The organism is Allobosea sp. UC22_33, from assembly GCF_042700715.1.
Classification (GTDB): Bacteria; Pseudomonadota; Alphaproteobacteria; order Rhizobiales; family Beijerinckiaceae; genus Allobosea.
In genome coordinates this window covers 2,558,414-2,582,907 of the sequence record NZ_CP170556.1, presented here as the reverse complement: position 1 = coordinate 2,582,907, position 24,494 = coordinate 2,558,414, and the positions used below count along the sequence as shown (strand labels likewise).

Sequence of the window (24,494 nt, the reverse complement as noted above, 5' to 3'; positions counted from 1 at the left end):
CAATGCGACTTCGCGGAGAGAAGGCGGATGAGGCTCAGCCAGTACCGGGGTCGATATGACGAACGGGCTTGGTCGGAGGGAGCGCGCCGGAACCCGGCGTCGCCTCCTTGTTCGTCTGCGACTCCTTCGCATGCGGACCGGCCGGAGGGGTGTGCCGGTCCTTCGCGCGCTGCTTCTGATTGCCCTCGGAGATGATCTTCGGGCCCTTCATCGCTTCATCAGTAGCATCTTCGCGCTTTTCGGGCGGGCGCTGGTTCGGCTCGGTCGGGCCGTTGGTGCTGCCATTTCGTTCGTGGTTCCGGTCGCTCATCGCTTGCCCTTTCTGGAAGTGCCGCCGGAGCAACGCTGCGGCGATCCGATCGTTTCGACACATCGAAAAAAAGCCCGGCTCCAGGCGGAGCCGGGCTTGCACAGGCACGATCAATCAGAGCGTCGGGTCGACAAGCAGGTTCTCGTCACGATGCTCGCCCCCGAGCGCGGCCGCCCAGGCGGCCGCAGCCGCTCCCACCAGCAGCGCAGCCGCGGTGAGGAAGGCGGTCAGGACCGCGATCTTGCGGGCACGCTCGGCCGCCTGCTTGGCGGTTTCCTTGGCCTGCGCCAGCCGGGCATAGGCGTCGTCGATGCGCTTCTGCGCGTCCTGCTCGCTGATGCCGGACCGCGCGGCGAGCCGCGAAGCGAGGTAGTCCCGGTCGGTCTGCTCGATCTTGCCGTTCTTCAGCGCGTTGACGAAGATGCGGGAGGCTTCTTCGCGCTCCTGTGCGGTCGGCGGCTGCTGACCATTCGCGCGCATGACATTGTCGAGTGACATCGCGAGCGGATCGACATTCTGCGAAACCAGCGACGCCACGCCCGAGCTCGCACTGGCGACGCCGCTGACCGCGGTCTTCGCCGCGCCGAACAGCGACGAGGTCGCGACGACGGTGATCAGAAGCGCCCCGGTCGCCCAGACGAGGAGGCCGTGGGTCGCGTCGCGCACCTTGCGCTCCTCGCCATTGGAATCGAAGCTCGGCTGGCGCATCCGCCCGGCGAGATAGCCGCCGGCCATGGTCGCCGAGACCATAACCCAGAGCGCCCACAGGGCGCCTGCGATCGCCAGCGCCGTGACGCTGGAACTCTTCTCGAAATCGGCGGAGACCATCGACAGGCCGATCGCCGATCCGAAGACCGTCATGATGGTCGATATGGCCGTCGCGATGACCGCGCCGCCGAGAATTGGCCCCCATTGCACATAGGAGCGGTTCTCCTTGTTGACGGTCACGGGAGCGACGACGACGTCCGTTCCAGACATGGACATGGCGAATTCCTATCGAAGACCGAGGAACGACAGGATGGCCATGATGACCACCACAAGACCGACGAGGTAGATGATGCTGTCCATGTGCCCCTCCTGCTGCTGAGCGAAAGTAAGGGCGAAACGGTTGGCGCTGCGGATAGGTTCCTGAAGTCCTTGCTTCAATCCAAACGCGGGCTCGACCGACCGACAACCGCCTGCACTTGCCCTTTCCCGCAAGGCTATTGAGCCTCGATCTCATGCCGAGGGATCCATTGTCGCACGCGCCTGATGTCCTCCACGAAGCGCGTGTACTCCCGCGCTCGTGCACCCTCATCCGGCAGGCGAAGCAGAAAGGACGGATGGACGGTGACAAGCAGCGGCGTGCCGTCATCGAGCGCAAGCTCCCGATCACGCGCGCTGGCCAGCGAGCCCGCATGTCCGATGAGCGATCGCAGAGCGCTGGCACCGAGGGCAACGACAAGCCGGGGTTTCACGAACTGCAATTCGAGATCGAGCCAGAAGCGGCAGGCCTTGATCTCCCCGACATTGGGCTTCTCGTGGATGCGGCGCTTGCCGCGCTGCTGAAACTTGAAGTGCTTCACCGCATTGGTGACATAGGCGCGTGTGCGATCGAGACCCGCATCGCTCATCGCCTGATCGAAAACCTGCCCCGCTGGCCCTACAAACGGCCGGCCGGCCAGGTCCTCCTGATCTCCGGGCTGCTCGCCGACGAACACGATGGGTGCATCCTGCGGACCTTCTCCGAAGACCGTTTGCGTGGCGTGACAATGAAGCTCGCAGCGCTTGCAGCGTTGCGCCGCAGTGGCCGCATCCTGCCAGGACGTGATCGCGGAATCTTCGGCCGGTAACTCGGGGCGATGCCGAAGCTGCCTGACATGCCGCTCGGGCGGCTGCGTCGGCGCGCGCATCACCATATCCTCTGCTCGCCGGGCGGCGCTCGCGATCAGAGGCACAATCAATTCGGCCTCGGGCAGGTTCCGCCAGTATTTCACCGGCATTTCACTCTTCATCGCCTTCGGTTTCAGGCGGGCCGGATTGAAGATGTTGGCGTAGTAGGTGAGCCAATAGGCTTCCATGGCATCGCCGTCCGGCGTGTCGGCCTTGCTGGCGGCCGGGCCGAACTGGAGGGTCAAACCGTCCCAGTGCAGCGAGCCCTGCGGCGTCATGATCGACCAGATCATACCGGCAAAGCGCCCGGTGAAGAAGCGCGCGGCCCGTTCGAGGATGAAATGCTCCGGCTCGAACCAGGCGATGAAGGGGCCGTCCTCCCCCGCGCCCGACACGGCCCGGAAGCGGACGAAGGCGGTCATCTTGTGCAGGTCGCGGCGTACCGAGCGGGCCATCGCCTCGGCGCGTGCGATGTCGGCGTCGGCTGCATTGTCAAGCAGGCGTGGCTCGTCCTGCAAACGCAGCAGCAGGCGATGCAGCAGGACGAAGCGGCAGGCATCCCGATGACAGACGACGCTTTCGGCAAGCTCGATGAAGCGGCGAGACACGGTCAGGGCGGTGCTTTCGTCCACGACCGGGGCGGCATTCTCCATCGCGAACAAGCCAGCATCGTCCTCGGTCGTCAGCCAGGCGACGGCCTCCGGCTGGATGCCGGCAAGCGCCAGCCGGCGTGCCTCGCGGCGCCAGCCGGCAAAATCGGCAGGCCCATTCAGCCGGGCGGCGATCACGGGAATAGCGTCAACTGTCGCGGTCGCGGCATCAGCCGGGTCCGCAGGTTCTGGGCGTCGAGGCCGCTGCCCGGCCGCCAGCCCTCCGCCAGAATGAAGTGCCGGATCGTCGCCAGCGATCGAGTCAGCCGGCCGACATCCTCAAGCCTGAGTCGGCGGAACCGTCGCGAGGCCAGGATGCGATCGACACTGCGCGTACCCAGACCCGGCACCCGCAGCAGGGTCTCGCGATCGGCCCGGTTCACGTCGACGGGAAAGCGTCCTCGCTCGCGCAATGCCCAGGCGAGCTTTGGATCGATATCGAGATCGAGCATCTCGCCATGCCCGAGGATTTCCTCGGTCTCGAAGCCATAGAAGCGTGTCAGCCAGTCGGCCTGATAAAGCCGGTGCTCGCGCATCAGCGGCGGCGGCTGGAGCGGCAACTGGCTGGAGGCATCGGGGATCGGGCTGAAGGCCGAGTAATAGACGCGCTTCAGGCCGAAGCTGCCATAGAGCCAGGCGCTGCGCTTCAGGATAGCGGAATCGCTCGCGCCATCGGCGCCGACGATCATCTGCGTGCTCTGCCCTGCGGGTGAAAAGGCTGGAGCCTTCGCACTCTTGTCGCGTTCCTCCCGCGCTGCGTCGATCTTCAGCTTGAGCCCGCCCATCGCGCTCTTGATCTCGCCCGCCTGCTTCTCCGGGGCGAAGCGCGCGAGCGCCGCCTCGCTCGGCAATTCGACATTGATCGACACCCGGTCTGCGAAAAGCCCGGCGCGCTCGATCAGGTCGCGGCTCGCGCCGGGGATGAGCTTCAGATGGATGTAGCCGCGGAACCGGTGCTGCCGGCGCAGCGTTTCGGCAACTCGGATCAGTTCCGCCATCGTGTAATCGGCCGAGCGGATGATACCCGAGGACAGGAAGAGGCCTTCGATATAATTGCGACGGTAGAAATTCAGGGTCAGCGCGACGACTTCCTCGACCGAGAAGCGGGCGCGGCGGACGTTGCTCGACGAGCGGTTGATGCAGAAGACGCAGTCGAAGCTGCAGAAATTCGTGAGCAGGATCTTGAGCAGCGAGATGCAGCGGCCGTCCGGCGCATAGGAATGGCAGATCCCGGAACCGGTGGTCGAACCCAGGCCTTTCCCGTCGCGCGAATCCCGCTTCGTAGTGCTGCTCGACGCGCAAGAGGCATCGTATTTCGCGGCGTCGCTGAGGATTTCGAGCTTCTCCAGGACCGTGAGTTGTGCCATCGCCGTTCCTTTTGTTCACTCTATGTTCTTAAGGCGATCTTGGCCCGGTTTCAAGCCGATCTGTTGGATAAGAATGCTGGGCGGACCGAGGCGATAGGAAAATCCGCAATGAAAACAGCGCCGATTCCGTTGATATCAGGTTATAGCAATGCTGATGCGGAACGATTGTGGATGCCGACGCAATGATTGAGATCAGAAGTTTCCTGCGCGACGAGACGAGCGAGCTTCATCGCGAACTGGATGCCAGCGTCGGCGTTTTTTCGAACCGTGCCGCGTATGCCCGCTTCCTGCAGGGCACTTTCCGCCATCGCGCGCCGGTCGAGGCCGCGTTGCTGAACGCCGATCCCGTACGCCTCTCCTCCTGGCAGCCGCGCCAACTTCTGCCGGAGCTGGAGGCGGACCTCGCCGACATGGCGCTCCCGCTTCCCGCGGCCGAGCCGTTCCATCTGTCAAATGACATGGCTGCGTTCCTGGGGGCTGCCTATGTTCTCGAAGGCTCCGCCCTGGGGGCACGCGTGCTGGTGAAGGGAGTGGGTGCTCTGGGATTCGGGCCTGAATACGGAGCGCGCTACCTCTCGGCGCAAGCCGGCTCCCTCGACAGCTGGCGAACGCTGCTGGTCGCGCTTGAAGGGCTCGACCGGCAGGCATGGGGTGCCGCCGCTCAAGCGGGCAGGGCGGTCTTCGTGCATGCCATCCAGGCCTTCACCTCGGAAGAACTCTCTCCCGCATGACGACTGTTGATCTGACGAACTGCGATCGCGAGCCGATCCATATCCCCGGCAGCGTCCAGCCGCATGGCTGCATGATCGTGTGCGATGCCGAGGCGGTGACGATCAGGCGCTATTCCAGCAATGCCAGCGCCTTCCTCGGCCTCGGGGAGTTCGAGCTCGTCGGTCGCCGTCTCGAAGAGGTTCTCGGCGGGCCGGTCGTCCATGAGATGCGCAACGCGCTCGCGCGTTCCGGCGTGCCTTCCCGGGCCGGCTTGATGCCCCGCTATCGCCTTCCCGCGCTGGATCGCGAGTTCGACATTTCGATCCATGCCTTCAAGGGCAACGCGATCATCGAGTTCGAGGAGTGCGTCGCACCGGGTCCGAGCTCGCCGCTTGAATTCGCGCGGACGCTGGTCGGTCGGCTCTCGGACGTCACGACACCGGCGCAACTCATCAAGAACGCGGCGCGCCTGCTCAGGGCCGTGCTCCAATACGACCGGGTGATGATCTACCAATTCGCGCCCGATGGCTCGGGCAAGGTCGTGAGCGAGGCCAAGCGCCCCGACCTCGAAAGCTTCATGGGCCAGCATTTTCCGGCCAGCGACATCCCCCAGCAGGCCCGGCAGCTCTATATCCTCAATCCGATCCGCGTGGTCTCGGATTCGAGCGGCGAGCGCTTCCCGATCATGCCCGTGCTCGATGCGGCGGGCGAGCCGCTCGACCTCTCCTATGCCCATCTGCGCAGCGTCTCGCCGATCCATTGCGAATACCTGCGCAACATGGGCGTCTCGGCCTCGATGTCGGTCTCGATCATCGTCGACGGCGCGCTCTGGGGCCTGATCGCCTGCCACCATTACAGCCCGCGCTCGCTCTCGATGAACCGCCGGATCGCAGCGGAGATCTTCGGCGAGTTCTTCGCGCTCCAGCTCGGCGCCCTGACGCAGAAGCAGATGCTGCTCGCCGCCGAGAAGGCGCGGGATTTCCTCAACGGCCTGCTCTCGTCCGCCGCCCATGTCACCGATGCCTCGAGCTTCCTCGGTCAGCACCTCGCCGAGTTCCGCAATCTCGTCGAAAGCGACGGCGTCGGCGTCTGGGTGAATGGCGAATGGCGGAGCGAGGGCAGCGCGCCCCCGGCCGCGTTCGCAGAGGAACTGGCCGCCTTCGCGGGATCGGTCTGCGACGGGCGGATCTGGGCTACGACGTCACTGGGCGAGGCGCTCCCGGCCGCGCGCGCCTATGCCGACGCGTTCGCCGGCATGCTCGCCATCCCGCTCTCCCAACTTCCGCGCGACTACCTCTTCTTCTTCCGCAAGGAGCTGGTCCACACGATCGAATGGGGCGGCGACCCCAACAAGACCTATGCGACCGGCCCCCATGGCGACCGCCTCACGCCACGGCAGAGCTTCGCCGTCTGGAAGGAGACGGTCGCCGGCCATTCCAAGATCTGGACGCCGGTCGAGCGGGAGCTTGCCGAATCCGCGCGCCGGACCCTGATCGAGGTCGTGCTGCGGCAGAGCGAACTCTTGGCCGACGAGCGCAACAAGGCCGAGATCCGCCAGAAGATGCTCAATCAGGAGCTCAATCACCGGGTCAAGAACATCCTCGCCTTGATCAAGTCGATCGTCGCCCATCCGCTCGCGGAGGGCGCCACGATCGAGGCCTATGTCACGTCGCTCAAGGGGCGGATCGAGGCGCTCGCCATTGCCCATGACCAGGCCATGCGGGCAAGCGGCGGCGGATCGCTGCTCGATCTCGTCAACGCGGAAGCTTCGCCCTATCGGACCAGCGGCGGCACGATCACGGTTCGCGGGCCGTCCGTCTCGCTCGACGCCCGCGCCTTCTCGGTCGTCGCTCTCGTGATCCATGAATTGATCACCAACGCCGCCAAATACGGAGCCTTGTCGGTCAAGACCGGCGAGCTGACGGTCGACTGGTCGGCCAATGCTGGGGGGGATTGCGAGATCGTCTGGCGGGAGCGGGGCGGGCCGCCCGTCGCCCCTCCGTCGCGTCAAGGCTTCGGCAGCATCCTGATCGATCGCAGCATTCCCTACGATCTCGGCGGCCGCAGCGACTTGTCATTCGAGCCCGAGGGCGTCACGGCGAAGCTCTGCATCCCCGCCAAATTCGCCCGCTGGACCGAGGAAGCGGCATCTCCCGAGGAGGCGCCCGTTCTACCTGCCAAGGGCAAGCCCGGCCGACCGCTCGAAGGCAAGCATGTGCTGCTGGTCGAGGACCAGTTCATCATCGCGATGGATTGCGAGGACATGCTGATGAGCTTGGGCGCGAGCCAGGTCGAGGTCTGCGCGAATGTCTCCGAGGCCCTGTCGTTCCTGGGCCGGACGGCGCCGGACCTCGCGATCCTCGACGTCAATCTCGGCTCCGAAACCTCGGAGCCGATCGGCCATCGCCTGCGGGAGCTCGGCGTGCCCTTCCTCTTCGCGACGGGTTACGACGACCTCGCCATCCTCGGCGTCGCCGAGGCGGCGACGCTGCGCAAGCCCTATAATCTCGCATCGCTGGAGGCGGCGCTCCGCAGGCTTCCGGGCGTCGCGTAGCTCATCGCGTCCGGCGCCGTTCAGGCCGCTTCGGACGCCGGAGGTGCCAGGCCGGCCAGCGACAGTTCCATGACGGCGTGCGTGCCGCGCCCGCCGGTATCGGCATAGCGCAGTTCTGTGGCGAGGCTTTTCGCCATCGCGCGCACGATCTTGCTGCCAAGGCCGGTGCCCCGGATCGTGCCGGTTCCACTCCAGCCGATCCCGTCATCAGCAACCGCTAGCGTGACGGTATCGCCCTCCCGCGCGAGACTGACCCTGACTTCGCCCTGGCCGTTCGGATAGGCGTATTTCAGCGCATTCGTGACCAGTTCTGTCGCGATCAGCCCGATCGAGATCGCCTTGTCGGTTTTCGCCAGTACGGGCTCCGCTTCGAAGCGGATGATCGGCATCTGGCCGGAGCCGGCGAGCGACTGGGCGAATTCGTCGAGCAGCGAGCGGAGATAGCCGGCGAGATCGACGGAACGGACATCGTCCGAGGTATAGAGGCTGCGGTGCAGGTTGCCGATCGCGGTGATGCGCGCCTGGGTCTCGGCCAATGCCGCCTTGGCGCCGGGGTCCTCGACCGAATTGGCCTGCATCCGGACTAGCGAACCGACCAGCGACAGGCTGTTGGCGACGCGGTGATTGACCTCGGCCAGCAGCGTCACGGCCCGGTCTCGTGCCTCCCGCACTTCCCGTTCCGCCTGCTCGCGGGCCCGGGTCAGGCGCGTCTTGACGACGGCATGTTCCAGCGCCGCCCGCAGCAGCACCTCGAAATCCTCGCCGATCGTCTTGACGACATAGTCCATGGCGCCTGCCTTCAGCGCCGTCACGGCGATCGACAGCTCCGAGGACGCGGTCACGTAGATGACGGCGGGAGAAGCCGCGTCGCTGGCAAGCGCAGCCAGGACATCGAGCCCTGAAGCCGTCCCCAGATCGTGATCGAGGATGATGACGTCCATTCCGCCCGCTGCCGCGCGCGCGAGGCCCGCCTCGGCGGTCTCGACATGCTCCACGACATAGTTGTGGCGCGCGAGCATGCGCTGCACGAGGCGCCCGAGCGTGGCGTCGTCGTCGATATAGAGGACGTTGATGGGCCGGTTCGGCATCAACGGCGACCGCGCAAGCCGGTCATGGCGTTTCCGGAACCTGGATGACGGAGAAGAACAGCCCGAGCTGGCGGATCGCGTTGGCGAAGCCGTCATAGTCCACGGGCTTGGTGATGTAGACATTAGCGCCCAGGTCATAGCAGCGCTGGATCTCGCGGCTGTCATCGGTCGTCGTCAGAACGACCACCGGTGAGCGCTTGGTATGCACGTTCGCCTTCACCTTCTCGAGGATGGCGACGCCGCCCATGTCGGGCAGGTTGAGATCGAGCAGGATGAGGAGCTGACGGCCGGTGCTGACGGCGCCGGAACCGTCTGCGCCGAACAGATAGTTCAGCGCATCGGTGCCGTTGGTGAAGGGGATGATCTCGTTGCTGACCCCGGCACGGCGAATGTTCTTCTCGATGAGGCGGGCATGGCCTTCATCGTCCTCGATCATGATGATCGAGACGGGCTTTCCATTGGTCACGCTTCGGCACTCCGTCTGTCGGCCGCGAGATTGGGGGGCAGGGTCACGGTAAAGGTCGTGCCCTTTCCAAGTTCTGAGCGCACGGCGATGTCGCCGCCGAGATTGCGCACCATCGTGCGGACATGGGCGAGGCCGATGCCTTCGCCCGCCGTATTCTGCGAGCCGGAGCGCCGGAACAGTTCAAAGATGCGCTCGTGATCCGTCGCCGCGATGCCGCGGCCATTGTCCTCGATCTCGATCTTCACCCAGCCGCGCCGCTCCCGGCGGGTGCGGACGGCGATCCGGATCGGGCGATCGGGCGCGCGGTATTTGATGGCGTTGTCGAGCAGATTGCCCATGACCTGGTCGAGCGACAGGCGATCGCTGGTGATGCGGGGAACCTGCGCGTCGATCTCGATCCCGCCGCCTTCCTCTGCGCTGGCCTGATGGTGGAGCGCCGCTGCAGCCGTCTCGATCAGCGCGGTCAGATCGACGCTCTCGGCCCGCAATTCGCGCCGGCCCTCGCGGGAGATCTTGAGGATCGCGTTGATGAGCCCGTCCATCTTGCGGGTCGACGAACGGATGAAGCCGATCGCCTCGGCGACATCGACGCGCAGCGCCTCTTCGGCCGCCGCCTTCTGGTCCGGGGTGGCAGTGGCCCCGGCGCCGACATAGGCCTCGATCGGCTTGAACATCGCCTCCAGCTCGCTGGTGAAGCCCATGATGTTCACCAGCGGCGCGCGCAGATCATGCGTCACGATATAGGCGAAACGCTGGACCTCCTCGTTCGCCTTGACGAGCGCGTCCGTGCGCTCACGCACGCGTTCTTCCAGCCCGACATTGAGCGTTTCGACCTCGCGCCGCGCCGCGACCAGTTCGCGCGTGTAGCTGATGATCGTCCAGCTCGCCGCGCCGGCCATGGCGAGGATCAGGATCGCGCCGATGATCGTGGTCCAGCGCAACCTCGTCGAAGCCGTGACCTGGGCGTCGATCGCCTCCCGCAGCTCCTTTTCCGAGATTGCGAGAATGGCGCTGAGATCGCTGCGCAATTCGTCCATCAGGCGCTTGCCGGCACCGCTGCGGACGCGGTTCAGTGCGGCCTCGGTGTCGCCCTTGCGCGTCGCTTCAACGGTTGCCGCGAGCTCAGCCATTTTCTGGTCGAGCTCGCTATTGACCCGCTGCAGGATGGGAGTGACCTCCGGCAGCCTCGCTGCGGCACGTTCAAGCCGAGCGCGTTGGTCGGGAAGCCGGGAAGCTGCTGCGCTGTAGGGAGCAAGATAGCTTTCGTCCCGTGTCAGCAGATAGCCGCGCTGGCCCGTCTCGGCATCCTGCACGAAAGACAGCAGGTCGGCGGTTGCGCTTCGCACGGCGCGGGCTGCGGTCACTTCGCCGAAATAGCGCTCGCTGGCCGTCGTCAGCCACAGCGACATGGTGACGATGACGACCAGCACGGCAATGCCGATGGCCAGAAGCAGGGCGTTCGAGCGTCGAAAGAACGCCTGAGAGATAGGCATGTGGAGAACCAGCCGGAGAGGGTTCTCTCTTTGCGCTGATCAAAGCTTACTGAGCAACAGCAAATGACATTGCAGCGAATGCATCTGCGTGCATCGCGCGCGCTCTGAAGTCCTCTGATCGTATGAAATGCCGTCGAGCGAAACTGCGCGAGGGTCGATTTCAGCCCTTCCCGGCCGGTTTCGATGGCGGCAAGCCATCCAAGCGCAAATTCGCCATGTAAATCTCTCTTCCTTCGGCGTTCTGCACGGTGACCGAGAGCGACATGTGGTCGCCATTGGGCAGCTTTTCGCGGTTCATCGCAGCGAGCAATTCCTTGGCTGCATTTCGCGCGCTCTGGTCATCGGGCAAATCTGTGCCTTCCTCGTCAAATTCGAGGTTTTCTCCGTCGCGGGTATGGAAGAAATAGCTAGGCATGTCTGCCTAATGCAGCCGGCGCCAAGCTGTTCCTCAAGCGCTCACGATTTTGGCGGCGCCGGGCTGGAGGTGCAGATAGTTCGGATCAAAATCCGCCAATTCGCAAAGCCCTCTCCAATCCAGAATGGTCAGTCGACTGGCGCGGAGCCGGATCAGCTTGGCCTCCCGGATTTCCCTGAGCTTCTTGTTCATATGAACCGTCGACAGGCCGAGCGCATCGGCGATTTCCGGCTGTGTCAAAGGCAGATTGCAGGTCACCCCGTCTGACAAGCCGATAGCCGTCATCTTGGTGATGAACTCACAAAACAGATGAGCGATGCGGCTGGGTGCCGAGCGGCGCCCGATACCCACCATCCATTCACGATAGATCGAGGCTTCGATCAGCGTCTCACGCCAGAATGCCTCGGATACCCGATAGGACGCCCGCGTGAGCGCTCGAACGGCATCATGTGGGATCAGGCCGACGACCGCTGGCGTCAGCGCTCCCAGGCAATGATCCATGCGCTCGATAAGCAGCGAGTGGATATCTGGAATGTCGCCGGGAAGATGAAGCGACAGAATCTGCCGTGCCCCGTCGTCGACGATCTTGTAGCGGCAAACCAGCCCTTCGCCGACCAAGCAGCACTGCTTGGTAATCTCGCCTTCGCTGACGATGTCCCGGCCGGCTTCGAAGCGCTTCAGCGTGAGCGGCAATTCCAGCAATTTCTGCCGCTCGGCAGGCGGCAGCGGAACGTGGGTTTCGAGCTTGAGAACGAGGCGTTCAAGATAAAGCTGCTTATCCATTCGCTCCCTGCCATTTGGGCGGCGCGACCGCGGAACACATCACGTTCCATGCGCACTTCAAATGCGATGCTTCGCCCTACGCAACCTACGTCCTCTGCGCAATCTTCATATCGCCGCGCTAGCGCGAGCCGCGATACTCCGGGACACGGTTCTTGCTGCCGAAGAGCAGACTCTGAGGGTTTCGGTTCACGTTCTCCAGGGTCCTGACAAATCCAGAGAGGCTACCCCGCCCGGTGGATGTAAAGCTTTCGACGCTTTTCAACCCAGCGCCTGTCATGCGGATAATCTCAACCGTGGCTGCGGCCGAGCTGCGATCGAGACTGGCGGCAAGGGCGTTCAAGGATTTTGCTGTTTCGGCAATCTCGGTGAACGCGCTCCGGCCGTTCGTATCGACGGCTGCATCCAGGAATGATCGAGCTCCCTTCAAGACGCCATCGACGTTGTCGCTGGCTCTGTTGAGCTTTTCGCCTACGGAAGCGGCTGTCTTGATCGCGCTTCTCACATCAGGCGCTACTCCAGCCAGAGTGCTGGTCAGCTGATCGAAATCTCCAATGATGGAAACGATCCGATTTTTGTCGACCGTACGCAGTGAATCCAGGTAGTCGTCACCGAAGGTCTTCAGTTTCCCTGGTAGCGGGGTGACGAATTCGGCTACGGCCTCAACGCCCTTCATCAATCTCTCGACGGAGGATGAGCTATCGTTCAACGATGCCGAGAAGCGCTCTACCTCTTTGATCCTCTCGGTTATCGGCGCTCCGTTGGCCTGGATTGCGCCGTCGATCGCGACAAGAGACTCGTCGATGCTCTTTGCGATCGATCCGACCTTCTCGAAAATGCTCGCCGAGTCTTCAACGACGATTGTCGGCTGCATCTGTCCGGGAGCCGGGGTCAGTCGAGCGGCATGCGGATTACCGCCACGAAGCTGCACAGCAACGATGCCGGCCAGGCCCTGTCCCTCCAGTCGGGCAGTGGTGTCCGTCCGCAAGGGAGCTGACTGGCTGATCTTCAGGATGGCATAGATTTGCCGCGGGTCACTGGGCTCGATCTCGATGTCAGTGACCTCGCCCACCCGCAAGCCGTTGAAGAGGACGCTCGAGCCTCGGCCCAGGCCTGAGATTTTGCCGTTGAAGATCAACCGCACGTCGACCGTATCGGTCCGCCCTCTGCTGAACCAGTATGCGAGCCCGAAAAGCGCAGCGACGACGACCACCGTGGCCAATCCGATCAATGCATGGGCTTCCCGGGAACGCATAACCTTGTTTCTACCCGACCTTGAGGTTGTCGGCGGATTGCTTGCCCGACCGCTTGTCAGCCACGAGCTCGTAGGAAACCTTCTGCCCTTCATTCAGGCCGCGCAGGCCGGCGCGCTCGACAGCGCTAACATGGACGAAGACGTCGTTGCCGCCGCCGTCAGGGGTGATGAAGCCGTAGCCCTTGGTTTCGTTGAACCATTTTACGACACCGCTAGCCATATGCATCTCCATCGTGGGGCGGCGAGCATGTGCGCTCTCAGGCACTCAGACAAGCTATCCCCCGCGCCGGGTCAACAGCCAAGGAGTTAAGCGCGTTTCAGAATGGCGTGCTGCCGGTTTCGTGGACACCGAGATTGGGTGTTTCATTTAGCGTGACGCAGGCGCCTCGGGATTTGGATGTCCATGAGAACCAGCTGCGCAAACGGGTGAAGCTCTTCTCGGCCGATCCTGCGCAGGCCTTTCCCGGCCACGCTCAGATGAAGCCGGAGCAGCTTGAGATCGAGAAGCTGCGGCGAGAGGTGGCCAAACTCAAGCTCCTTGCGCCTCGAGCTCTCAAGCAATGTTCATCGAATGTTCCTGCTGCGATTTGGCGGCAAGACGATCTCCTGTCTCGCCGCCAAACTGCGGTCCTTACTTTCAGGCGCCGTCCGATGACCTCAATGAGGCCATCGTGACAAATCGAACTGGTGATTTTGCAATCCCGGAAATCGCCTAAACGATTCCTATCGCTGCATTATTTCCCATTTTTCCTTGCGACTTGGGACAATCCATTCGGGGTTTCGTGCTGAAGCCATATTAGCCGGACACAATGGTCATTGAAATCATTGAGGAAATTTCTGTTATATCCGGAATGGCCCGACACATCACCAGTTCGCCGCGACACATCGCTCGGCCACGATTTCGCCAAGCGGCCTCAAGAAGCAGCGAGTGATTTTCTGTGGAGGGCGGCGATCCGTAATTCGATACTGAAGCGCGCTGGTGATCTCGCGATTGCCCTTATCGCGACGGTCGGCTTTCGCAGCACCGTCACGGACCACTAAGATTCCGCGTGTTTGGGGACCGACCGTAGCGGAGCTTTCAGAGTCTAAGACCCGGGTGTGCTGGGGAAGCACGCATAGCTGTGCGACTTCCTTGGCGATCTCGACAAGGCTGGAGCTGTGCGTGGCCAATATCACCACCGGAGCGTCACGGCGGAGCTGACCTGCTAATCCAGGCTCCGCGTCGATCGCTCGCGCCATCAGGATTGCAACGGCCGCCAGGTCTGGCCGGAGACGTGCGAGGGCAGTATCGCGAGCGTGATCCTCAAGGTCGTCGATCAGACGCTCCAAAGCGGCATTCGAGTAAGCCCCTGGAAGCATTGGCCTGGTCTTCGCCCCGGCCTCCCGAGCGAGGATATCGAGGTAGGCGCGAGCCAGCAGATCCGAGGGTCGAGCGATGGGTGATCCTGCAGTTGAACGAGGCTTTCGATGCGGCATGAGTGCTCCTGAGAAAAAAGTCGGCATCACGCCGACTGCTGCTCGCGGCCGGCGCTGTGGTGTCCTCGGGAGAGGATGATGCGGAGGCGACTTGGCATCCGGGGCGCGGACTGGCGCTCGTTCGGACCAAGGCGAAGGCGAGATGGCTTACCGAGCTCGCGTAGATCGCGAGCGGCATTTTGAACGAAACCGAGGAAGCCGCGGTCAGATCTGGTTTGCGAGCTGCAACAGAACCTCTGGGCTGTAGCCGAGGTCGTCGAAGTCATCATCGATGAGATCAGCAGCCTGGAGCTTCACCTGAAGCCTTCTCCTGTTCGCCTCCCGCAGGGCAGCGAGGTCGCGACCATGGCGGCGGCCGCTCGCTTTGCTGGCGTTTCGGAGCGAGAGGATCGAAGATCGTTGGTTCGTGCGGCCAATACGGCGCTGAGGGAGCATGCACGCCTCCATTGAAAGGATAGACGCAGGCTTTTGAGGGATGGCTGGAAATTCGTTAGGGGTGCAGTTTGACGAGGCTGGCGAGACGCCTCGTCATTCGGCCCAGCAACATCGGGCCCCCGCTATGAATGCGCTCCTGCAGAGGAGGCGGAAGGCCAGCGAGAATGTAGACATTATAGAGGCGCACAATGTGCGCTTTCAATCCCTAAAATTTTAATGACGATGTCCATCATTCATTATGGTTAACGGCGCGAGCTTCGCCGTTGAACAACCACCCAGGCTTCGAAGGCTTTAAGCACGGCGCCCTTATCCCAGCCTGCGGCAACGGCAGAAGTTAAGAGTGTGTCGAGGGCAGGAGCCACAGGCACGGCGCCTGCCGGGGTCGGATCGGCGTCTGAGCGGCCCGGCCCGGCGATGCGGGTCAGCAGAGCCAATTTCAGTAGCTCGGCAATGTAGGGAGGTGGTCCCTTCTTCGACCAGTTCTGCACCGACCGCCTCGAAACGCCGAACATGTCGCCGAAGGCAACTTCGGTCAGACCGAGTTTTCGCCTAGCCTCTCGAAGTGCTTCCGCGTCCATTGCGTGCGATCAAACTTGCGGTGCCGAATCCATTGAAGCGCCGACGCGCTTAGGCATCTTTGCGAGTCGCATGCTGGATGTGAAGGATCTGAGTTCAAATTCTTGATCCAATCCTTTACCGCTTAGCAGCGGGCTGGTCCCAATATCGGTTGCCGTGCGATTTATCGTTCGCGACCGGGTCGATCTCAGTGATGTCGCAATCAGCCAGCGTTTGGATAGAGGCGTCTCGAGGCGCCACGTCGCGCGACTTGCCAAGTTGTGATCCCGCCGGGTCCTACCTGCATGGCGGTAACCCAAAAGGATCGTCGATCGGTCAGACGCTGTTCCACATCGCTCAGTAGGGACGGCTTCATGCTGGCGACGTCGAACCCGGAGCCTTGGATCGACAGCGCCATTTCGCATAGTTTGGGATGCTTCTAGATCGAGCTATCCCGCAGTCTCGACGAGGCTTGGGATGTAGCGTTCCTACAGCAACGCGGCGATCATAGGCGTAAGCCGAATAGCCGCCCCAGCCGAAGAACAACCGTGGTGCCCACGATCAGAGCGATTCCAAACAACCAGCCGGAGATCGCTCCTGCAGAAACACCCGAGAGCAGCGTGCCCACTGTGCAGCCAAGTCCGATGATGGTGCCCCAGCCGAGCAGGATACCGCCACTAAGGCCGCGCAACACTTGACCGGCGGTCGGCCAGCTTGGCTTGAATTCACCAGCCGCCAGTGCCGCGATCAATGCGGCTGCGACGAGGCCGGTGATAAACAAGCCGTTCGAAGTCAGCAGGGCGTCGCGGATGATGGTGGCGCAACCGCGGAAGCTGTCGAGGCCTTCGAGGCGCGAGGGTAGAAGCTCGAAGGCGGCGGCAAGCTGGCGCGAGCGCGAGCCGATCTCGGCGGTCACCCCGAGAGGAGACAGGCGCAGATAGGCAGCAACCCCGATTAGTCCGACTAACAGCCCACCCAGCCACGCCGGCCAGCGCTGCCGGAAGATGCTTGCGAAGGGATCGAGCGCCGGTGCCGGCTGCAGGGGAAGAATTCCCTTCCGCAGGAGGAAAACCGCCAGCGTGGCCAGAACGACGAGGGATGCGATCAGCGCACCGCCGTACCCGAGATGGCGAGGCAGCCAGAGGACTGGCGCGTCCGCGATCGTCCAGAGGTAGAGCGCGTTCCAGCTCTGGAAGCCCAGCACGAACCCGGCCACTGCGCCGATCAGGGCGAAAGGCGCGGTCGGTGAGCCCTCGCCGAGGCGATAGAGATGGGCGCTGAGACAGGAGCCGGAAAGCGCCATCCCGGCCCCGAAGGCGAGGCCGGCAAGCACGAGCGCGAGGCTCACCGGCCCGATATGGGCGGTCGGCGGCAGGCGCGTGCCCGACGGGTCCGGCAGCCAGACGCCGAAGATCAGCGTATAGCCGGCGATGCCCACCGCGAGCGCCGTGACGATGCCGAGCAGGCCGCGCGGATCGCGCCGGTCCAGCCAGTCGCGCCAGATGCAGAGGAAGCAGAAGCGCGAGCGCTGGATCACGAAGCCGAAGGCGGCGCCGAGGATCAGCGATAATTGCAGCTGCGGCGCCGGGTCGCCATGGCGGCCGATGCCGACGATCGCCAGCGCGAGGAGGGCGGCAAGGCCGAGTGCCGTCAAGACCCCCCAGGACAGGCCGGAAGCGCGTTCGGCCACGGCGGCCGGAGCCGCCATGGCTGTTTCCCGAGCGCGCTGGTAATCCAGCGCGCCGCTTTCGTCGGAGATGCTCATCGGCGCAAGGCTGGCTTACTTGCCGCCCCAGACCGTGCCGGCAGGGTTGCTGATCGGCAGGCCGACGGTATTGCCGTACTCGGTCCAGGAGCCGTCATAATTCGCGACCTGATAGCCGAGCACGCGCGACAGGATGAACCAGGTGTGGCTGGAGCGCTCGCCGATACGGCAGGTCGTGATCACCGGCTTGGAGCCGTCGATACCGACATTGGCGTAGAGCTTCTTCAGCTCCTCCGGCGATTTGAGCGTGCCATCTGCCTGGTTGACCGCCTGCGCCCAGGGCACGTTGACGGAACCGGGGATATGGCCGGCGCGCAGCGCGAGTTCCTGGAAGCCGGCCGGTGCGATGATCTTGCCAGAGAACTCGTCGGCCGAGCGGATGTCGAGGACGCGCGCGTCCGACTTCTTCTCGACGGTCGCGACGACGTCGGCCAGGCGGGCGCGCAGCTTGCGGTTGGGCTCGGCGACGGAGAAGGCGGAAGCTTTGATCGCCAGCGGGTTGGTCGAGACCGGGCGCTTCTCCAGCTCCCATTTCTTGCGGCCGCCATCGAGCAGCTTCACATTGTCACGCAGGCCGTAGATATCGAAGACCCAGGCGCCCCAGGCGGCAAACCAGTTATTGCTGTCGCCGTAGAGGACGATGGTGACGTCCTTGTCGAGGCCGAGCTTGCGGGCGAGTGCCTGGAACTTCTCCGGCTTGGCGATGTCCCGCTCGACCGTATCGGCGAGATCGGTGTGCCAGACGACGTTCTGCGCACCGGGGATATGGCCACGCTCATAAAGGCCGGGCTCGACGCTGACCTCGACGATCCGCACTTTGGGATCGCTCAGGTTCTTCTCCAGCCAGTCGGTTGTGACGAGCGGACCGGAGTTGGCGAGCGCGGCACCACCGACCAGCAGCGTCGCTGCCAGTGAGAGGGCGCTCTTGCGCAGTAGGGACAATGCGAACATGGCGCGATCTCCTTGATTGAAAGCTTTGCCATGATTTCGCCACAGGTGGCCGGGGGAAGCCGAATGAGATTTTTTTCTTCAGCCCCGCTGGGGAAGGAAAAGTCGTACGACCTTGGTTTAAGAAAACAACGCGCTCTGCGATCCCTGCGCACGTTGAGGGGCTTGGCCGGAGGCGGCCTCTTATGATGATGGAAGGCGATGGTGCGGCTACGCCTTGAAAGCCGTCGCCGAACACATGGAGCCGTCGGCTCGGGCGCTATTCTGGCGAGGCGGCTAACGCACTGCATCGCCCACTAGGTTGATACAAGATGTCGTTGGGCGGATTTTGTTGCTCTCGTCGCCGGCTTGGCGGCCTCGTCGGAATGAAATTCTCTGCCCAGCCGTGCGGCTTGTCAGACTTTTCGACCTCCAGCCGGATGCGCAAATAATCTACTAAATAATATACTAATATTGACGCCCGGCGATCTGACTCCAAAGCTGGGCCATTGGCACTCCCGGATGAGGAGTGCCAAGCCACTTCAGGTCCCAGGAGATTTCAATGGCATTTCGCCCGCTTCACGACCGCGTCGTGATCCGCCGTCTGGACGGCGAGGAAACGACGAAGGGCGGTATCATCATTCCCGATACCGCCAAGGAAAAACCTCAGGAGGGCGAGGTCGTCGCCGTGGGCGCCGGCGCCCGCGATGAAAGCGGCAAGCTCATCCCGCTCGACGTCAAGAAGGGCGACCGCGTCCTGTTCGGCAAGTGGTCCGGTACCGAGGTCAAGATCGATGGCCAGGACCTCCTGATCGCCAAGGAATCCGACATTCTCGGCGTCATCGGCTGACGCTGCGCAACTCGTTTCGAAGGAGAGTGGCATGGCTGCCAAAGATGTGAAATTTTCCGCGGATGCGCGTGATCGCCTGCTGCGCGGCGTCGATATCCTCGCCTATGCGGTGAAGGTCACGCTCGGTCCGAAGGGCCGCAACGTCGTGATCGAGAAGTCGTTCGGTGCCCCCCGCATCACCAAGGACGGCGTCAGTGTCGCCAAGGAAATTGAGCTGGCTGACAGATTCGAGAATCTGGGCGCCCAGCTCCTGCGAGAAGTTGCCTCCAAGACGAACGATCTTGCCGGCGACGGTACCACGACGGCCACCGTGCTCGCCCAGTCAATCGTCCGCGAGGGTTCGAAGGCGGTCGCCGCCGGCTTCAATCCGCAGGACTTGAAGCGCGGCATCGACCTTGCGGTCGCCGAGGCGGTCAAAGACCTGGAAAAGCGCGCGACCAGGGTCGCAAAAACCGACGAGATCGCGCAGGTCGGCACGATTTCGGCGAATGGTGACGCCTCCATCGGGGCGATCATCTCCGAAGCGGTGCAGCGTGTCGGCAAGGAAGGCGTGATCACGGTCGAGGAGGCCAAGAGCCTGGAGACCGAGCTCGACGTCGTCGAGGGCCTGCAGTTCGACCGTGGCTATCTCTCGCCTTATTTCGTGACGAACGCCGAGAAGCTCCTCGTCGAGTTCGAGGACCCCTACATCCTCATCCATGAAAAGAAGCTCTCCTCGCTGCAGTCGCTGCTGCCGATCCTTGAGGCCGTCGTGCAGACCGGCAAGCCGCTGCTCATCATCGCCGAGGACATCGAGGGCGAGGCGCTGGCCACGCTCGTGGTCAACAAGCTCCGTGGCGGCCTCAAGGTCGCGGCGGTGAAGGCGCCCGGCTTCGGCGATCGTCGCAAGGCGCTGCTGGAAGACATTGCGATCCTCACGGCCGGCGAGACCATCTCGGAAGATCTCGGCATCAAGCTGGAAAGCGTGACGCTGGCCCAGCTCGGCCGCGCCAAGAAGGTTCGGATCGATAAGGAGAACACCACGGTCGTCGACGGCGCCGGGAAGAAGAAGGCGATCGAGGCGCGTGTCGCGCAGATCAAAGCGCAGATCGAGGAAACGAGCTCGGACTACGACCGCGAGAAACTGCAGGAGCGGCTGGCCAAGCTGGCCGGCGGCGTAGCTGTGATCCGCGTCGGCGGTGCGACCGAGATCGACGTGAAGGAGAAGAAGGATCGCGTCGACGATGCGCTCAACGCGACCCGAGCGGCTATCGCCGAAGGCATCGTGCCTGGTGGCGGTGTCGCACTGTTGCGCGCGAAGGCGGCCGTCGCGAAGCTGAAGAGCGACAACGACGACGTCAGCGCCGGCATCCAGATCGTGCTGAAGGCGCTGGAGGCGCCGCTCCGCCAGATCGTGGAGAATGCCGGTGTCGAGGGCGCCGTCGTCGTCGGCAAGCTGCTGGAAGCGAAATCCGCGACCTTCGGCTACAACGCGCAGACCGAGCAATATGTCGACCTGATCCAGGCCGGGATCGTCGATCCGGTCAAGGTCGTGCGGACGGCCCTGCAGGATGCCGCGTCGGTCGCAGGCCTGCTCGTCACGACCGAGGCGCTGATCACCGAAGCGCCGAAGGAAAAGGCGGCCGCACCGGCGCTGCCGACGGGGGGCGGTCTCGACTTCTGAGAGCGTTCCGGCACGTCGATCGTCCCTAAAACGGTAGGCGCGCGGCTTCTGCCGCGCGCTTCCTTCGGCGTTACGACGGTCTTCTTCGAAGTCTCAATCCGCCGCGAATGCCTCGCGGGCGGCAAGCTAAAGCGGATGCTGCATGGCGCGGAAATCGGTTGATGTCGCGGTTCTCGGTCTCGGTGCGATGGGCTCCGCGACCCTGTTCCAGTTGGCGGCCCGCGGCGCCGACGTGCTTGGAATCGACCGATTCAGCCCGCCACATCGGCAGGGGTCGAGCCACGGCGAAACGCGGATCACGCGGCTGGCAGTGGCGGAAGGCAAGCCATTGGCTCCGTTGGTACGGCGCTCCCATGAGATCTGGAGGGAGCTTGAGGCGCGCACAGGTGCGAGCCTCTTCGGGCAGGTCGGGTTTCTGGCGGTCTCGGGCGGCGAGCAAAGCAATGGAGCGATCGATTACGTCACGCGCGTCTCCGCCATCGCGCGAGACGAGGCTATCCGTCACGACGTCATCGACGCGGCAGAAGCGGGGCGGCGCTATCCCTGGCTGAACCTGGCCGATGACGACCGTGTCTATGTCGAGCCGGAAGGCGGCTATCTGCGGCCGGAGAATTGCGTCGCCGCGCAACTGCGCCTCGCCGTCGCGGCAGGAGCGACCCTAGCGCTCGACACCCACGTCCGGGAGATCGTGCCGCATGGCGATCATGTCGAGCTGCGGACCAACCACGACACGATCCGTGCCGGCCGCCTCGTCGTGAGCGCGGGAGCCTGGGCCGGCAAGCTGCTCGGTCCGAGCTTCGAGAGCCTGCTGCGCCCCACGCGCGAAATCCTGCACTGGTACGGCCTGGATGCTGCTGCAACGCCCGCCTGGAGCGATGCCCCCGTCTTCATCTGGGCGACGGGCGCGCGGCAGGGCTTCTATGGCTTCCCGGCCATCGACGGTGTCGTGAAGGTCGCCCATGGCGAGAAGAATCGCTTCGTCGATCCGGACAGCTTCGACCGCTCCAGCAACGAAGCGGAGTCGCGGGAATTCTACACCAGCGCAGTCGAGGGGCGGCTGCACGGGCTGCGACCCGACGTTTCGCGCCGGGCGACGTGTCTCTACACAGTTTCGCCCGACGGCGGCTTCGTCATTGACCAATGGCCCGAAAGCGAGCGCGTTCTCGTTGTCTCGCCCTGTTCCGGGCACGGCTTCAAGCATTCGGCAGCGATCGGCGAGGCCGTCAGCCAGATAGTCCTGGATGGCACGAGCCGGATCGACCTGTCACCCTTCCGTCTCGGACGCTTTGCTGGCGGCTGGCAATGACGCGCAGGAAGCCGCCTCGGGCGATGGAGCCTTAGCCATCGAGAAACGCGGCCACCTCCGGATGCGCGCGTAAGGAGGCGATATCCTCCGGCGCGGGCAGGACGGGCCTGTCGCGTACGGAATCGACGAGGCAGAGAAAGCCGAGCGGCGCATCGGCCGCCGCGCGAAACTGATGCCAGGTCCAGCCAGGTATCGTGATGAGGTCCAGCTCGCCGATCTCGTCCACCTGCGTTCCTACCAGGCAGCGGCCGCGTCCGCGCAGGACCATGACGCCATGCACATGGTTATGGCGTTCCAGCGTCGTATGCCCTCCGGCGGCGATTTCGAAATAGCGCAGCTCGCCGGCAAGGTCCGGGCGGGAGAACAGCGTCTGCCGGGAGACGTTGCGGAAAGGCGCCGCAGCGTCCTGCTTGTAGGCGAGACGATCGACGCCGTCCCAGCCAAATTCGTCCTGCCGACGACGCAGTGCAGCGGCTTCGGTCGAGGTCTGCTCAGGCATGGACGTCCGCTCCGGCGTGATGGTGGACCTGAGCGACGAAGGCGGCCGTCGCCTCGGTCAGGCGCTCGCGCTCGGCTAGGAGGTTGCCGCCGATCAGCAGCATGACCTCGTCACCGTAGAAGTCGAGGACTTCCGGTACGCGGGCGAGGCTCAGGCCTCCGGCGGGCACCGGTAGGGCGGCTGTGAGATCTCCGGAAGGCGCCAGCGCCGCCGCCGCGATCTGCCGGCAGGCTTCCGGCGAATAGCCGAAGCGGCCGCCGTGGTTCGGGAAGATGATGGCGTCCAGGCCGATCAGCCGCCAAAGCTTCGCTAGCAAAGGCCGGGGCGATGCGCGCGGCACCCGCCAGGCTCGGATGCGCCAGGAAGGCGATGTCGCTGTGGTCGCGGACGAGTTGCTGGACATTCGACAGCCCGAGAATGGCCGGTGCGACCATCGCTGTATCGAGCCCTTCCTCGCGGATGATTCGTAATTGATCGCGGACTGCGTCGAGACTGCCGGACAGGCTCGGCACATAGCGCGTCGGATGGCCGGTCGAGGCGGTGGCCCGGCGGATAGCGGCGGCACAGGCGGTGACGCGTTGATGGAAGGGGCTGAAGCTCTGCTGCGCCAGGCCGTGGTCGTCCTTCACATAATCGATGCCGCCCAGCGCGAAGGCGTAAGCGCGCTTGGCCAGCTCGGGCGGCGGCAAACCCTGCGGCTTCAGCGCAGAGGCTGTCAGGGCCCGTGCCCCGGCGTTCACCCGCGCACGCAGCCCCCGCAGTCCGGCATGAGGCCCGCTGCCGAGTTCCCGCTGCAGAGAATCCGGCAGCTCGGCATCCACAAGCGTCAGGTCGTCATGCAGAGACGAGTTGCCGAACAGCATGTTGAGGAGCTGCCCGGCATCCGCGCCGACGGTTGTTGCCGCGAGCTGGACGCGAACGGCATGCAGCTCGGGCTCCAAGGCCTCAATACCGATGACGCGGCCGACAATGTCCGACAGGATTGCATCATCGTCGACAGCCTCGGGCGGCATCTCGATGCTCTGCTCCACGGCGATCGCACGAGCCCGGGAAGCGGCGTCCGTAGCCTTCCCGCGCAGATGATAGGTGACGTCGATCCAGCTCATCATCCACTCGCGTTCGTGAGAGGCGTCGGAAGGATTACTTTAGCAGGAAGCCGAGTTTGGCCAGCGCTGCCTGTATCCTGTCCCGGCCGCTAAGCGATTGCGGCCCGGCAACCCGTGCCAGTGCCTGCCGCGACCACGGGACTCGCGGAATATTCTGCTCGCCCTGGAAATCCTGGATGGCGGCATCGTAGCGCTCTGCCGCCCCTTGCACCGCATCGGCCGCGTAGTGTTCCCGGTGGAGGACGAGTTCCTGCGGCAGGCGAGGCTTGATGCCGGTGATCACTTCGGGGGGCGGGAACGCCGACGCAGAGCCCGAATACGGGCAAGACCTTGGGCGGCAGTTTCAGCTCCGCTGCGACCCGTTCGGGATCATTTCGGAGCGCGCCGATATAGACGGTGCCGAGCCCGAGGCTTTCCGCGGCGAGGACGGCGTTCTGAGCGGCAAGCGCAGCGTCTATGATCCCGACGAACAGCGTCTCCAGATAGTCGAGCGCGTCGACCGCATGGGCCTTTTCCGCACCCAGGCGCCCGAGGCGATCGAGATCCGCCAGCCAGACCAGCAGGAGTGGTGCTTCCAGGACGTGCTTCTGATTGTTGGTCACCTCCGCGAGCCGCGCCTTGCGGGCGGGATCCGCGACGGCGATGACGCTCCAGGTCTGGAGATTGGACGAGGTTGCGGCCGATTGGGCTGCTGCGACAAGTGTCTCCAGCGTGCCTTCCGGCAGCGGATTGGGTTTGTAGCTGCGGACCGAACGATGCGCCAGGATCTGACCGAGCACCGCGTTCCAATGTTCCGGTTCTCGTAGGGAGTCTGTGCGGTACCGCGCCTTTATCAAGGCGGCTGGACTATCCGTTGCGGCGACTTCTGAAAGCGCCGATGCTGGGGCTTCGGATTGCTTGAGTGCGTTCGGCACGGTGTTGGCTCCGTCGAAAAGGGGACAGGTCATCAGC

22 protein-coding genes and 2 pseudogenes are annotated in these 24,494 nt (G+C 63.9%); 6 read left to right on the top strand and 18 right to left on the bottom strand.

Annotated features, from left to right (window positions below; all coding sequences use genetic code 11):
- Positions 1–34: 34 nt before the first annotated feature.
- The 4 genes from ACFJGT_RS12190 to ACFJGT_RS12175 all read right to left on the bottom strand — a co-directional run bounded on the left by ACFJGT_RS12190 (position 35) and on the right by ACFJGT_RS12175 (position 4,199).
- Positions 35–424 carry a hypothetical protein gene (locus ACFJGT_RS12190; protein WP_377848760.1) on the bottom strand — a complete coding sequence of 130 codons (390 nt, stop codon included), beginning with the start codon at positions 422–424 and terminating at the stop codon, positions 35–37.
- A complete protein-coding gene (locus ACFJGT_RS12185; RefSeq protein WP_377848759.1) occupies positions 425–1,294 on the bottom strand; it encodes a hypothetical protein in 870 nt (289 codons plus the stop codon).
- A gap of 218 nt (positions 1,295–1,512) precedes the next feature.
- Positions 1,513–2,970, bottom strand: coding sequence for a UdgX family uracil-DNA binding protein (locus ACFJGT_RS12180; protein ID WP_377848758.1), 1,458 nt, complete (start codon positions 2,968–2,970; stop codon positions 1,513–1,515).
- Positions 2,967–4,199, bottom strand: a complete 1,233-nt coding sequence (locus ACFJGT_RS12175) for a putative DNA modification/repair radical SAM protein (RefSeq protein WP_377848757.1) — start codon at positions 4,197–4,199, stop codon at positions 2,967–2,969. Before ACFJGT_RS12175 ends, ACFJGT_RS12180 begins: the two co-directional genes overlap by 4 nt.
- A 182-nt stretch (positions 4,200–4,381) precedes the next feature.
- Here ACFJGT_RS12175 and ACFJGT_RS12170 point away from each other — a divergent pair, with 182 nt between their 5' ends.
- The gene (locus tag ACFJGT_RS12170) at positions 4,382–4,930 is read left to right on the top strand and encodes a biliverdin-producing heme oxygenase (protein ID WP_377848756.1); all 549 of its coding nucleotides are present in this window, start codon (positions 4,382–4,384) and stop codon (positions 4,928–4,930) included.
- Positions 4,927–7,464 carry an HWE histidine kinase domain-containing protein gene (locus tag ACFJGT_RS12165; RefSeq protein ID WP_377848755.1) on the top strand — a complete coding sequence of 846 codons (2,538 nt, stop codon included), beginning with the start codon at positions 4,927–4,929 and terminating at the stop codon, positions 7,462–7,464. The genes ACFJGT_RS12170 and ACFJGT_RS12165 overlap by 4 nt, the downstream gene beginning before the upstream one ends.
- A 20-nt stretch (positions 7,465–7,484) precedes the next feature.
- On the opposite strand, the gene ACFJGT_RS12160 is transcribed toward ACFJGT_RS12165, so the two are convergent.
- From ACFJGT_RS12160 to ACFJGT_RS12130, 7 genes are all read right to left on the bottom strand, one after another.
- Positions 7,485–8,552, bottom strand: a complete 1,068-nt coding sequence (locus ACFJGT_RS12160; RefSeq protein ID WP_377848754.1) for a histidine kinase dimerization/phosphoacceptor domain -containing protein — start codon at positions 8,550–8,552, stop codon at positions 7,485–7,487.
- A gap of 22 nt (positions 8,553–8,574) precedes the next feature.
- Complete coding sequence (locus tag ACFJGT_RS12155) at positions 8,575–8,988, bottom strand: response regulator (protein WP_377848973.1); 414 nt, start codon at positions 8,986–8,988, stop codon at positions 8,575–8,577.
- Between the two features lie 26 nt (positions 8,989–9,014).
- The gene (locus ACFJGT_RS12150) at positions 9,015–10,511 is read right to left on the bottom strand and encodes an ATP-binding protein (protein WP_377848753.1); all 1,497 of its coding nucleotides are present in this window, start codon (positions 10,509–10,511) and stop codon (positions 9,015–9,017) included.
- Positions 10,512–10,671: 160 nt separating this feature from the next.
- Positions 10,672–10,926, bottom strand: coding sequence for a DUF6894 family protein (locus ACFJGT_RS12145; RefSeq protein WP_377848752.1), 255 nt, complete (start codon positions 10,924–10,926; stop codon positions 10,672–10,674).
- A 33-nt stretch (positions 10,927–10,959) separates the two neighbouring features.
- Positions 10,960–11,709 carry a Crp/Fnr family transcriptional regulator gene (locus ACFJGT_RS12140; RefSeq protein ID WP_377848751.1) on the bottom strand — a complete coding sequence of 250 codons (750 nt, stop codon included), beginning with the start codon at positions 11,707–11,709 and terminating at the stop codon, positions 10,960–10,962.
- A 118-nt stretch (positions 11,710–11,827) separates the two neighbouring features.
- Positions 11,828–12,919, bottom strand: a complete 1,092-nt coding sequence (locus ACFJGT_RS12135) for an MlaD family protein (protein ID WP_377848750.1) — start codon at positions 12,917–12,919, stop codon at positions 11,828–11,830.
- Between the two features lie 52 nt (positions 12,920–12,971).
- Positions 12,972–13,181 (bottom strand): cold-shock protein, encoded by a 210-nt coding sequence (locus ACFJGT_RS12130; protein WP_377848749.1) that lies wholly within the window; start codon positions 13,179–13,181, stop codon positions 12,972–12,974.
- Positions 13,182–13,330: 149 nt separating this feature from the next.
- Here ACFJGT_RS12130 and ACFJGT_RS12125 point away from each other — a divergent pair.
- Positions 13,331–13,495 (top strand): annotated as a pseudogene (locus ACFJGT_RS12125) (transposase); the annotation flags it as partial.
- 1,146 nt (positions 13,496–14,641) lie between these two features.
- Here the strand turns inward: ACFJGT_RS12125 and ACFJGT_RS12120 are convergent.
- From ACFJGT_RS12120 to ACFJGT_RS12110, 3 genes are all read right to left on the bottom strand, one after another.
- Positions 14,642–14,872, bottom strand: a complete 231-nt coding sequence (locus ACFJGT_RS12120; protein WP_377848748.1) for a hypothetical protein — start codon at positions 14,870–14,872, stop codon at positions 14,642–14,644.
- A gap of 1,060 nt (positions 14,873–15,932) precedes the next feature.
- A complete protein-coding gene (locus tag ACFJGT_RS12115) occupies positions 15,933–17,135 on the bottom strand; it encodes a YeeE/YedE family protein (protein WP_377848747.1) in 1,203 nt (400 codons plus the stop codon).
- Between the two features lie 72 nt (positions 17,136–17,207).
- Positions 17,208–18,143, bottom strand: a complete 936-nt coding sequence (locus ACFJGT_RS12110; protein WP_377848746.1) for a sulfurtransferase — start codon at positions 18,141–18,143, stop codon at positions 17,208–17,210.
- Between the two features lie 538 nt (positions 18,144–18,681).
- Between ACFJGT_RS12110 and groES the strand changes: the two genes are divergently transcribed.
- The 3 genes from groES (at position 18,682) to solA (ending at position 21,938) form a co-directional block, all read left to right on the top strand.
- Positions 18,682–18,969 carry a co-chaperone GroES gene (gene groES / locus ACFJGT_RS12105; RefSeq protein WP_377848745.1) on the top strand — a complete coding sequence of 96 codons (288 nt, stop codon included), beginning with the start codon at positions 18,682–18,684 and terminating at the stop codon, positions 18,967–18,969.
- 31 nt (positions 18,970–19,000) lie between these two features.
- The gene (groL, locus tag ACFJGT_RS12100; RefSeq protein WP_377848744.1) at positions 19,001–20,632 is read left to right on the top strand and encodes a chaperonin GroEL; all 1,632 of its coding nucleotides are present in this window, start codon (positions 19,001–19,003) and stop codon (positions 20,630–20,632) included.
- Between the two features lie 142 nt (positions 20,633–20,774).
- Positions 20,775–21,938, top strand: coding sequence for an N-methyl-L-tryptophan oxidase (gene solA / locus ACFJGT_RS12095; protein WP_377848743.1), 1,164 nt, complete (start codon positions 20,775–20,777; stop codon positions 21,936–21,938).
- Positions 21,939–21,969: 31 nt separating this feature from the next.
- Here the strand turns inward: solA and ACFJGT_RS12090 are convergent, their stop codons facing one another.
- From ACFJGT_RS12090 to ACFJGT_RS12075, 4 genes and pseudogenes are all read right to left on the bottom strand, one after another.
- On the bottom strand, positions 21,970–22,437 hold the full coding sequence (locus ACFJGT_RS12090) for a cupin domain-containing protein (protein WP_377848742.1): 468 nt from the start codon (positions 22,435–22,437) through the stop codon (positions 21,970–21,972).
- A 110-nt stretch (positions 22,438–22,547) separates the two neighbouring features.
- On the bottom strand, positions 22,548–23,543 hold the full coding sequence (locus tag ACFJGT_RS12085; RefSeq protein ID WP_377848741.1) for a RuBisCO large subunit C-terminal-like domain-containing protein: 996 nt from the start codon (positions 23,541–23,543) through the stop codon (positions 22,548–22,550).
- Positions 23,544–23,577: 34 nt separating this feature from the next.
- Positions 23,578–23,826, bottom strand: a complete 249-nt coding sequence (locus ACFJGT_RS12080) for a hypothetical protein (protein WP_377849086.1) — start codon at positions 23,824–23,826, stop codon at positions 23,578–23,580.
- A 76-nt stretch (positions 23,827–23,902) separates the two neighbouring features.
- Positions 23,903–24,490, bottom strand: a pseudogene (locus ACFJGT_RS12075) (nitroreductase family protein); the annotation flags it as partial.
- Between the last annotated feature and the right edge of the window lie 4 nt (positions 24,491–24,494).

What these genes read in the sequence shown, in the direction of transcription:
- ACFJGT_RS12185 (WP_377848759.1), bottom strand. Translation starts at nt 1,294, where the DNA reads ATGTCCATGTCTGGAACGGACGTCGTCGTCGCTCCCGTGACCGTCAAC.
- ACFJGT_RS12175 (WP_377848757.1), bottom strand. Translation starts at nt 4,199, where the DNA reads ATGGCACAACTCACGGTCCTGGAGAAGCTCGAAATCCTCAGCGACGCC.
- ACFJGT_RS12170 (WP_377848756.1), top strand. Translation starts at nt 4,382, where the DNA reads ATGATTGAGATCAGAAGTTTCCTGCGCGACGAGACGAGCGAGCTTCAT.
- ACFJGT_RS12165 (WP_377848755.1), top strand. Translation starts at nt 4,927, where the DNA reads ATGACGACTGTTGATCTGACGAACTGCGATCGCGAGCCGATCCATATC.
- ACFJGT_RS12160 (WP_377848754.1), bottom strand. Translation starts at nt 8,552, where the DNA reads ATGCCGAACCGGCCCATCAACGTCCTCTATATCGACGACGACGCCACG.
- ACFJGT_RS12155 (WP_377848973.1), bottom strand. Translation starts at nt 8,988, where the DNA reads ATGATCGAGGACGATGAAGGCCATGCCCGCCTCATCGAGAAGAACATT.
- ACFJGT_RS12150 (WP_377848753.1), bottom strand. Translation starts at nt 10,511, where the DNA reads ATGCCTATCTCTCAGGCGTTCTTTCGACGCTCGAACGCCCTGCTTCTG.
- ACFJGT_RS12145 (WP_377848752.1), bottom strand. Translation starts at nt 10,926, where the DNA reads ATGCCTAGCTATTTCTTCCATACCCGCGACGGAGAAAACCTCGAATTT.
- ACFJGT_RS12140 (WP_377848751.1), bottom strand. Translation starts at nt 11,709, where the DNA reads ATGGATAAGCAGCTTTATCTTGAACGCCTCGTTCTCAAGCTCGAAACC.
- ACFJGT_RS12130 (WP_377848749.1), bottom strand. Translation starts at nt 13,181, where the DNA reads ATGGCTAGCGGTGTCGTAAAATGGTTCAACGAAACCAAGGGCTACGGC.
- ACFJGT_RS12120 (WP_377848748.1), bottom strand. Translation starts at nt 14,872, where the DNA reads ATGCTCCCTCAGCGCCGTATTGGCCGCACGAACCAACGATCTTCGATC.
- ACFJGT_RS12115 (WP_377848747.1), bottom strand. Translation starts at nt 17,135, where the DNA reads ATGGCGGCTCCGGCCGCCGTGGCCGAACGCGCTTCCGGCCTGTCCTGG.
- ACFJGT_RS12110 (WP_377848746.1), bottom strand. Translation starts at nt 18,143, where the DNA reads ATGTTCGCATTGTCCCTACTGCGCAAGAGCGCCCTCTCACTGGCAGCG.
- groES (WP_377848745.1), top strand. Translation starts at nt 18,682, where the DNA reads ATGGCATTTCGCCCGCTTCACGACCGCGTCGTGATCCGCCGTCTGGAC.
- groL (WP_377848744.1), top strand. Translation starts at nt 19,001, where the DNA reads ATGGCTGCCAAAGATGTGAAATTTTCCGCGGATGCGCGTGATCGCCTG.
- solA (WP_377848743.1), top strand. Translation starts at nt 20,775, where the DNA reads ATGGCGCGGAAATCGGTTGATGTCGCGGTTCTCGGTCTCGGTGCGATG.
- ACFJGT_RS12090 (WP_377848742.1), bottom strand. Translation starts at nt 22,437, where the DNA reads ATGCCTGAGCAGACCTCGACCGAAGCCGCTGCACTGCGTCGTCGGCAG.
- ACFJGT_RS12085 (WP_377848741.1), bottom strand. Translation starts at nt 23,543, where the DNA reads ATGAGCTGGATCGACGTCACCTATCATCTGCGCGGGAAGGCTACGGAC.